Genomic DNA, 9,062 nt, shown 5'->3' on the forward strand with positions numbered 1-9,062 from the left:
CAAAGGAGCGTGCGTTTGAACAAAAAGAAAAAGTCCACAAATACTTCCCCTTATCCCGATGAAGTCATCGACCGTCTGGCACGGGCATTCTACCCAGCCATCCTTGCCTGCTGGAACAGCGAGGAAGGGCAGCGGGAGTTTGCCGCGTGGCAGGCGGAACAAGTTCATCACGCCGCCAGCAAAGAGAAACAGAGCGTTCCCGACGGGGAACGCCCTGTTGTACATATCGCTGTTATCTGTGGCTTTAATCGCAAGTTTTACAAGCAGAGCAATTCTCAACGACCTGATTGCGATATGCAATTCACGGTTGTTGCCAACGAATCAAATCGTGAATTACGCTGGCAGGGTGCGTCCTATTCAGGGACGCACCCTGTTTTTGTTTTGTATTTAATCTTCTAATCCATGGTTCAGACTGTATTCGCTCAAACACCCTCTAGAATGGTATGCCGGAAGCAGATGCCTCAAAGCTGCCGACATCTCCGATTTTTCAAAAAGACTTGACATTCCCGGGTAGTTCTATATAATTATCAATGTTAATTACCTTCGATAATCGTTTGGAGAGGAATTTCATTATGACCATCGAACTGATCAAGCAGCTGCTGGATGCCTGCTATCTGGCAAAGCGGGCACGGGAGATGCTGCCTGCCCTGCCGGAGGGTGTGACATCCTCCTATATCCAGTGTCTGGATGTTATTCAGAAATTGCAGACCCGTGGCATCTGGCCGAAGATCTCTGATCTCAGCGATGCGCTGAATCTGCCCCGCCCCGGTGTGACCCGTACCGTAAAAGAGATGGAGCACAAAGGGTATCTGAGAAAACAGGTGTCCGCTGAAGATGGCCGCGTGACCTATCTGTTCCTCACCGAGAGCGGGCAAGCGCTTTCCCAGAAGTACAATACGGACTACTTCTCGCAACTGCTCCCGTATCTGGACGGCATTTCCGAGGAGGATGCAGCGTGCACCATCCAAACGCTGGAAAAATTCTATGCTATTATGTGCGAAAGGAAAGATTCTCTTGAAAAACGATAAGACCGATTTTACCCAAGGCCGCATTTTGCCAAAGCTCGCCTTTTTCATGCTGCCCATTCTGGGTGCGCTGGTGCTGCAGGCCGCTTACGGCGCAGTAGATCTTCTGGTAGTGGGGCGCTTTGGCTCCACTTCAGGCTTGTCTGCGGTTTCCACCGGTAGTCAGGTACTCAACCTCGTCACCTTTGTTGTCACCCAGCTTGCCATGGGTGTCACAGTGCTCATTGCCCGCTATCTGGGCGAAAAACGACCGCAGTACATCGGGCAAGTCATTGGCGGGGCAGCTGTTGTGTTCACCCTTCTGGCAGCTGCACTGTTCGTGGTGCTGGTGTTTTTTGCACGGCTTATTTCCAGTCTGATGCAGGCTCCTGCCGAAGCCCTGGACCTGACCGCCAGCTATGTGCGCATTTGCGGCAGCGGCATCTTCTTTATTGTAGCCTATAATATGCTCTCGGCTCTTTTCCGCGGTCTGGGCGACAGCCGCTCTCCGCTGATCTTTGTGCTGGTGGCGTGCATTGTGAATGTTATTGGCGATCTGGTGCTGGTGGCTGGTTTTCATCTGGATGCTGCCGGTGCCGCCATTGCTACGGTAGCAGCACAAGCCGTCAGCGTAATCTGTGCAATCGCAATGCTGCTGAAGAAGGAGCTGCCCTTCAAAATCCATCGCTCTGATTTCAAGCCGAACCCCCAGTGCAAAAAATTTCTGGGCATCGGTCTGCCGCTGGCTTTGCAGGAGTTTTTGACCCAGCTTTCCTTTCTGGCGCTCTGCGCCTTCGTCAACCGGTTGGGGCTGGAGGCATCTTCCGGCTACGGTGTGGCGTGCAAGATCGTTAATTTTGCCATGCTGATCCCCAGTTCTCTGATGCAGTCCATGGCATCCTTTGTGTCCCAGAACGTGGGTGCTGGCAATAAAAAACGCGCCGAGCAGTCCATGCTCACCGGCATTGGCATCGGTCTGGTGTTCGGCTGCGTCGTATTTGCACTGGTGTGGTGCAAGGGTGACGTTCTCTCCGGTCTGTTTACGGCAGATGCCGCGGTTATTGCCAACGGCTACGCCTACCTCAAGGGCTTTGCGCCCGAGACCATCGCCACTGCCATCCTGTTCAGCATGGTAGGTTACTTCAATGGCAACGACAAAACCCTCTGGGTCATGGTACAGGGGCTGGTGCAGACTCTGCTGGTGCGTCTCCCCATGGCGTATATTATGAGTATCCAGCCCAACGCCAGCCTGACGATGATCGGTCTGTCCGCACCCACCTCCACCGCAGTGGGCATCTTATTAAACATCTGCTTTTTCCTCTGGCTTAAACGATACGAAAATCAAACGTCTGCATAAGTTTTGAAGGCTGGAGGCCTGCCGATGGTTGTTACCACCTATAAACATGATACGGTCGTGCTTGAAATTTCAAATTCAATCATGAGTCGATAATAGCAAACAAGCCCACAGGATAGACCGCATAAAAATACGGCAGACCTGTGGGCTTGTTCCTTATATCGAGTTAATCTCTAAACGATAAATCCTCTGATCCATGACCTCCGACCACATTCTTCAAATATTCCTCCGGGTTACCATTCAGAATCAAATCCGCGTAGCTCAGCGGATCATTGTAGATGAGGTAATCCAACTCCGACCTCTGCGCCATGGTCACATCCAACGCATCCTCGACCCCGGTGCAGTCGATGGAAATTTTTCTTCCATCCCGGAGCAGCAGCTCCACGCAGCCGGTGTCCATGTTGAATTTGCAGGTTCTTTCATCGTACTTCATACTCGTGTCCTTTCTACCTTACGGCACCTTTACAGTTGTGACCTTCGTGATACGGTCTTTCTTTTGATAAGGTTTCGGACACACGGCCGTCAGGGAAGAGCCTGAATTTTCATTTCCGAAGAAAACAAAAAATCCGAACCCTTCTCCTATCGAGAAAAGGTTCGGATTTTCATGGTTTGGTGCGATGGAAGGGACTCGAACCCCCGGCCTACTGATTCGTAGGAACCGAATGGCACATTTTGTCCATTTCATCATTTGACGTTAAAGCGTCATTTTAATCGAATCACCGTTATTTTGTCGTTGTTATTCTGTTGCATCCTTTGCATTGCTTGCACGTCTTTGCACCTGTTATCCATCCTTGCGATGTGCAGAAAATGTGCAAAAGTGTGCAGAGCCAAAATCAGCCCGGCAAAACAGGCTGTTTCGCACAGCCCCAAAAGCTGGATTTCAACGGTATTTATTGTGCAAAATCTTCCAGTTTTATCCAAACAACAATCTTACATGAGACACCGGTTCTATGGCAGGGTTTAGGACATCCGAACAGACACCGTTTGATATAGAAATGAGGTTCACCATGAATAAATTGCTTACCTGCCGCTATAACATGGACACCAACCAAGTGGAAGCCCGGTTTGAGGATGGCACCACTCTTGCCATCGACTGCATCGCCGTCGAGGATGAGTACGGCAACACCCCGGCACAGCGGGCAGAGCTGGACTGGCTGCTGTATAATAAGCCCTTGGAGTATGCACAGATGGTGCTGGGTGGAAGGATGGAACGTTATCTGTCGCTTGGCTGTGACCACGGCAGACTGGAAGATTAAGCCCCTATAAAGAACACGATGCCCACCGACCTATGGTTTTCGCCATAAGCTGGTGGGCATCTGTTGTTCTGGTTTATAATTCACTGATGGTTGCAGTAATGGGCTGCATGAGGATTCGCCTGACCGGGTTATATACTGCCAGCACCACAGCCGCCAGCACGACTACGACAATCACGGCAAGACAGCCCCACGGCATCTGCCACGCTGCACCGAAATAATGGGTGATGAGCAGGATATACAGCTTCCGATTCAGCACAAGACCCAGCGCAATGCCCACCACAAGACCGGACACCGCATAGGTGCCAGCTTCGGCAGAGATCATGCGTTTCAGCTGTGCATCATCCATCCCGATGGCACGCAGGATGCCATACTGCTTCATTCGTGCCGACACGCTCATGGAAATGCTGTTGACGATGTTCAGAATGGTGATTCCTGCAATCACGATGAGAAACGCATAGACCACCAGATGGAACGCCCAGTAGGTGCTTTGTATCATCCGATTTCCTTCGATTCGGTTGGAAAAAACAACCTGCTTGTTTAACGTGTCGCTCAGCAGGGTGTGTATTTGTGCAATGGCTGCGTCTGCCGTGGTATCTTTTAGTTGAATATCGATCACCGCATAGCGGTTTTGCCCGGTCAGCTGATGGAAGGTTTCTTCGGTGCAGATAACAATCGGGGAATCGGTACTACTGAACGGGCTGTCGTTCAATACACCCACGACTGTGAGCTTTGCATCCTCCAGCTGGATGGTATCACCCACGGTCAGGGAGTTGCTTTTGTCGAATACCGTCAGCACAGGGTATGTGCCATCCTCCGGCTCCTGCGGAAGGGTTCCGCCAATCAGGTCTTTTTTCGCCCAGCCAAACTGTATCGTATCGTATGAAATCAGGTCGATGGACCCCTGTTTTCCCTGATATTCCGCCGGGAGCGGGCAATACATCCGCCCGAATGCGTGTTTGACTTCCGGCAGAGCTTCCAGCTGCTCCACCAGCACCGGGTCAAGGACATTTTGCCCGGATGTTTCAGCCACCGATAAGTCCGGCGCGTAGGGCTGCAACGGATTCAGCGCAAATCCAACCCATCGAAGCAAAACCGAAAAGCTCAAAAACAGGAGAATGCTTAACGCAAAGGAACCTGTCATCAGAAGCAAGTTCTTTTTGGACGAGGCTGCATGGCTCACGCCCAAAGAAAGCTCTGCACGACTTCCAAACAACCGAGCATGACACGGAGAAGCCGCTGTATTTTCCACCGCATTCCCGGTTGCTGCTGTGATTGGAGAAGCTTTTGCCGCCCGCCGTGCCGGAGAAGATGCCGCGAACCAAACCGTGACTAGTCCCAATACCATTCCGCAAACAATGCCGACCGGGCTTATTCCGAACACCGGCAAAGAGCTGAATTCATCGCCGACAAATCCACGCAGAAAGGCACACAATCCCCATGTGGAAACGATTCCCAGCACACATCCTGCTGGAACAGCAGTTTTACACCAGAAAAGAGCTTCCAGCCGGACAAGCGTCCGAACCTGATTTTTTCCTGCCCCAAGACAACGCAGCATTCCATAATAGCTGGTACGCTGAGCTACATTGCTGTTGATGCTGCCTGTGATCATAAAAATTCCGGCAAGGACGACCATGCCAGCCAACACAGCCGCTACCGCATATAAGCCTACAATATAATCGTTGTTGCTGCTTGCGTTCAACGCCATCAGGTAAGTATTTTCGGAGATTTTTTCTTCTGAAATTCCGTACTTGTTTTCGATGTTCACAATGGACTGCCGCAAATTGGTACGGGGCTTGAACTGGATGAAATACTGTGTTTCAAAGGATTTTTCTACCTGTGCGGCAATCTGAGAAAATGTACTGCGGTTCATCACCAGCACAACAGCATCATACTGGTTCGCATCGGAGGTATCCTCATTGAAACCTGCGACAGTAAGCGAAATGGTCTGTCCATCCGGGAGCGTCAGCGGAATCGTTGTACCGACCGTAACATCCAGCCAATCCCGGATGTTTGCTGTCACGAGCACTTCGCCATCCGCCGGGGCAGTGCTACACTGCATTCCCGGAAAGATTTGAAGGATCGCATCGTCTGCTCCTACCAGTGCGGCACGTTTATCTCCGGCAAAGTAGTTTTCCGTAAGGGAAGCGTTGATGTCGCTATACGCCGAAAATGCAGCAACATCCTCCTGTGCGGCAAGCTCTGCGGCTGTTTCAGGGGAGATGTCCTTTACCATGATATGCCAGTTTCCGTTTTTGTTCAGCTGGTTTGAGGTTTCCATCCGAATCGCCATATCTGCCATACTGAACACCGCCGTGACCAGAAACACCGCAAGGACGATGCACAAAATCGTCATGCGGTTCTGCCGTCTGCGTACCTTGGCAGAAATCGGGATCAGGCTCAGATAGCTTTTCATTTCTGTGCTGCTCATTCCCGGCACCTCCCAAAATCGGTCAGGCAGCCGTCCGATACCTGCAACACCCGGTCTGCCGTCTGCGCAATGCTGCGGTTGTGGGTGATCATCAGGATGGTCTGCTCGTATTTCCGGGATGTTTCTTTTAGCAGGGCAATGACCTCGCTGGTGTTCTGGGTGTCCAGGTTGCCGGTCGGCTCATCCGCCAAAATCAGGGAAGGGCGTGTCATCAGGGCGCGGCCAATGGCTACCCGCTGCTGCTGCCCACCGGAAAGCTGGCTTGGCAGATGCTTCCGACGGTCTTTCAGATTCAGCACGGTCAGCAGTTCTTCCAGATATGCCCTGTCCGGCTTTTGGTAGTCCAGCAGCACCGGGAACAGGATGTTCTGTTCTACGGTCAGCTCCGGGATGAGGTTGAATGCCTGAAAGATAAAGCCGATATTGCGGCGGCGGAAGATCGTCAGCTCCCGGTCTTTCATGGCAAAAACATCCTTGCCATCAATCAGCACCTTGCCGGAAGTCGGCGTATCCAGTCCGCCAATCAGGTTGAGCAGGGTGCTTTTGCCAGAGCCGGATTCGCCAACGACCGCCACATATTCGCCTTTCGGCACGGAAAAGCTGACATCTTTCAGCGCATGGACAGCAGTTTCTCCGCTGCCGTAGGTCTTGCAGAGATGGTTGACTTCTAATAGTTCCATAGTGTATCCCTCACTTTGCAGGTTCCTTCGATTCAGACGGATTTTCTCTGTCTGTGTAGAAAAGGATAACACGTCAACCTTACTGCAAGCCTACACTCAGCCTACAATTTTGTAGGAATCGGAAAATTCAGCGTAAAGGTCGTGCCCTTTCCCAGCTCGCTGTCTACTTCAATGGTGCCGTGATGGGCTTCCACAACGGCTTTTGCCAGCGGCAGACCTAGCCCGATGCCCTGTGTATCCTGTGAAAAGCGGCTGCGATAAAACCGTTTGAAGATATGGTACAAATCTTCCGGGTGGATGCCGCTACCGTTGTCGCGCACTTTGATCTGAACCATGGACGGCAGTGCATTCCACTCTACCCGAATCGTATCTCCGCTCTTTGTGTGGTCAAGGGCATTCTTTACAAGATTATCCACAGCTTCCTGCATCCAGTCACGGTCGCACCAAAGTGTAACCACCTCTGAGCCGGACAGAACGAGCTTTTTCTGTTCCTGCTCTGCACGATAGTTATACTGCCGCGCGATATCCTGCACCATTTCAGCAACATTTTCGTTTTTCTTCTCCAAGACGACCGAACCGGCATCCAGCCGGGTGATTTTGAGCAGATTCTGCACCAGCGTTTCGATGCGGTCCAACTCCTGTTCGGACAGGTCTGCAAACTCTTTGACCTCCGACGGCGAAACAGCTTCGTCCTGAAGCAGACCGTTGTAGATATTCAACGCTGCCAGCGGTGTTTTGAGCTGGTGCGAAATATCTGCAATGGTATTTTTCAAAAAACGCTTCTCCCGCTGCTCGTTGTCTGCGTGTGCGCTCAGAACTGCCGCCAATGCATTAACGGAGTGAAACAGACGGTAAAATTCTCCCTCCCGGTCGCAGTCCAGTCGTGCATCCGGGTTGCCATCCAGACAGCTTTGGATTTGCTGGACTGCCTGTTCCAGAAGCGCGCTCTGCCTTTGAAAATAGCAGAAAAGAACGCCCCAGAGGCAGCCGCCCAGAAGCAGAAAAACCAATAGTAACCCGAAAGAAAATACATGCGTCGTATGCCATACGATGCCCTGCGTGAGAGCCAATGCCACCGCCCAGACCGCCAGCACTGTCCGGAACAAAATCCGGATCTCCCGGTTTGCGAATACTTTCATATAGCACCTTTACCCATTCCATTTATAGCCCATGCCGCGGACAGTCAGCAGCATCTGCGGTTTGCCGGGGTCGTCCTCAATCTTCATCCGCAGCCGCCGGATATACACTGTTAAGGCACTGCTGTCAATGTAATCCCCATCGCAGTCCCACAGTGCATCCAGAATTTGTTCCTTGGATAGCACGGCATTCAGATGCTGCATAAAGAAGCAGAGCAGCTTGTACTCTGCGCCGGTCAGTTCCAGCAAGACTCCGTTTTTGTATGCCTGCCCCTGCAACAGCCGGACGGTGATGCTGCCCGATTCCAGTACGGGTTCTCCTGCGCTGGACGCATTTGCACGGCGAAGCAGTGCATTGACCCGCGACAACAGGACACCCAGCTTGAACGGCTTGGTCAGGTAATCATCCCCGCCCAGTTCCAGTCCCATGATGATATTCATTTCCTCATCCGAAGCGGTCAGGAACAGAATCGGCACGTTGGATGTGCGCCGCACCTTCTGGCAGAAATCGAAGCCAGAGCCATCCGGCAGGGAAACATCCAGCACCAGCAGGTCATATTTTCTGTCTGACCACAGCACCTCGGCTTCTGCCAGTGTCCGGGCTGTATCCAGTGCAAAGCCCTGTTTCTTGAATGCAAAGGTCAGCCCACTGATCAGGCTCAGATCATCTTCCAAAAGGAACAGTTTTCTCATGATTCCCTCTCTTTTCTGCGTTTTGTGTGTCCTACAGGTTTAAAAGCATTATAAGTTTTTTCTGCGAACATTACAATGTGCGAAACGGAAATTGTTTCTTGCCGTGTGTTAAATAATAAGTCCTACTATCACTGCTTTACTGCAATAAAATTTGCAAAACCATCTTGACGCTCGCTGCAATCCATGATACCCTTTATCGCAAATCCCACCAATTTTGTAGAAAAGTACAGAGCGGCGAGGATTTATTCCCCATGAAGATTTTTACCGCCCCGCAACACACCCGATCAATTTTGCCGCCGATTCACCCGACAAAATCATCGCTGCGCTGCGTGGGCGGTATTTTTCTTTTTCACAAATAAAATCTTATGTAGTTGTTCAATCTTCCAAAATTTGTTTTTAGTTGTTGACCGCACAACCGCAAAGTGTTATTCTTGTGCTTGAAAGAAGCAGGTTGTAGTGTCTGCACTACGCCCGGCTTTCTTCATACTGTACCTTGAATCTTACATAAGCC

Annotated in this window: 9 protein-coding genes; 4 read left to right on the plus strand and 5 right to left on the minus strand. The window is 51.2% G+C overall.

Features of this window, described 5'->3' with window-relative positions; translation table 11 throughout:
- From DXA66_RS03915 to DXA66_RS03925, 3 genes are all read left to right on the plus strand, one after another.
- Positions 1-399 (plus strand): hypothetical protein (locus tag DXA66_RS03915; protein WP_243089023.1); only part of this gene is annotated, 399 nt, incomplete at its 5' end.
- Between the two features lie 173 nt (positions 400-572).
- A complete protein-coding gene (locus DXA66_RS03920) occupies positions 573-1,028 on the plus strand; it encodes a MarR family winged helix-turn-helix transcriptional regulator (protein WP_055190626.1) in 456 nt (151 codons plus the stop codon).
- On the plus strand, positions 1,015-2,361 hold the full coding sequence (locus DXA66_RS03925; protein ID WP_055190629.1) for an MATE family efflux transporter: 1,347 nt from the start codon (positions 1,015-1,017) through the stop codon (positions 2,359-2,361). The genes DXA66_RS03920 and DXA66_RS03925 overlap by 14 nt, the downstream gene beginning before the upstream one ends.
- A 163-nt stretch (positions 2,362-2,524) precedes the next feature.
- On the opposite strand, the gene DXA66_RS03930 is transcribed toward DXA66_RS03925, so the two are convergent.
- On the minus strand, positions 2,525-2,791 hold the full coding sequence (locus DXA66_RS03930; RefSeq protein WP_097778407.1) for a DUF6061 family protein: 267 nt from the start codon (positions 2,789-2,791) through the stop codon (positions 2,525-2,527).
- Positions 2,792-3,365: 574 nt separating this feature from the next.
- Between DXA66_RS03930 and DXA66_RS03940 the strand changes: the two genes are divergently transcribed.
- On the plus strand, positions 3,366-3,614 hold the full coding sequence (locus tag DXA66_RS03940) for a DUF6061 family protein (RefSeq protein WP_118526931.1): 249 nt from the start codon (positions 3,366-3,368) through the stop codon (positions 3,612-3,614).
- Positions 3,615-3,687: 73 nt separating this feature from the next.
- Here the strand turns inward: DXA66_RS03940 and DXA66_RS03945 are convergent, their stop codons facing one another.
- The 4 genes from DXA66_RS03945 to DXA66_RS03960 form a co-directional block, all read right to left on the minus strand.
- Positions 3,688-6,042 (minus strand): FtsX-like permease family protein, encoded by a 2,355-nt coding sequence (locus tag DXA66_RS03945; RefSeq protein ID WP_118526933.1) that lies wholly within the window; start codon positions 6,040-6,042, stop codon positions 3,688-3,690.
- Positions 6,039-6,722 (minus strand): ABC transporter ATP-binding protein, encoded by a 684-nt coding sequence (locus DXA66_RS03950; RefSeq protein ID WP_005942816.1) that lies wholly within the window; start codon positions 6,720-6,722, stop codon positions 6,039-6,041. Before DXA66_RS03950 ends, DXA66_RS03945 begins: the two co-directional genes overlap by 4 nt.
- 101 nt (positions 6,723-6,823) lie before the next feature.
- Positions 6,824-7,861, minus strand: a complete 1,038-nt coding sequence (locus DXA66_RS03955; protein ID WP_118526935.1) for a cell wall metabolism sensor histidine kinase WalK — start codon at positions 7,859-7,861, stop codon at positions 6,824-6,826.
- 9 nt (positions 7,862-7,870) lie between these two features.
- Complete coding sequence (locus tag DXA66_RS03960) at positions 7,871-8,551, minus strand: response regulator transcription factor (protein WP_118526937.1); 681 nt, start codon at positions 8,549-8,551, stop codon at positions 7,871-7,873.
- Between the last annotated feature and the right edge of the window lie 511 nt (positions 8,552-9,062).

It is taken from the genome of Faecalibacterium sp. OF03-6AC, from assembly GCF_003478175.1.
GTDB classification, from domain to species: Bacteria; Bacillota; Clostridia; order Oscillospirales; family Ruminococcaceae; genus Faecalibacterium; species Faecalibacterium taiwanense.

Excerpts from the sequence above, each read along its gene's own strand:
- DXA66_RS03920 (WP_055190626.1), top strand. The coding sequence starts at position 573 with ATGACCATCGAACTGATCAAGCAGCTGCTGGATGCCTGCTATCTGGCA.
- DXA66_RS03930 (WP_097778407.1), bottom strand. The coding sequence starts at position 2,791 with ATGAAGTACGATGAAAGAACCTGCAAATTCAACATGGACACCGGCTGC.
- DXA66_RS03940 (WP_118526931.1), top strand. The coding sequence starts at position 3,366 with ATGAATAAATTGCTTACCTGCCGCTATAACATGGACACCAACCAAGTG.
- DXA66_RS03945 (WP_118526933.1), bottom strand. The coding sequence starts at position 6,042 with ATGAGCAGCACAGAAATGAAAAGCTATCTGAGCCTGATCCCGATTTCT.
- DXA66_RS03950 (WP_005942816.1), bottom strand. The coding sequence starts at position 6,722 with ATGGAACTATTAGAAGTCAACCATCTCTGCAAGACCTACGGCAGCGGA.
- DXA66_RS03955 (WP_118526935.1), bottom strand. The coding sequence starts at position 7,861 with ATGAAAGTATTCGCAAACCGGGAGATCCGGATTTTGTTCCGGACAGTG.
- DXA66_RS03960 (WP_118526937.1), bottom strand. The coding sequence starts at position 8,551 with ATGAGAAAACTGTTCCTTTTGGAAGATGATCTGAGCCTGATCAGTGGG.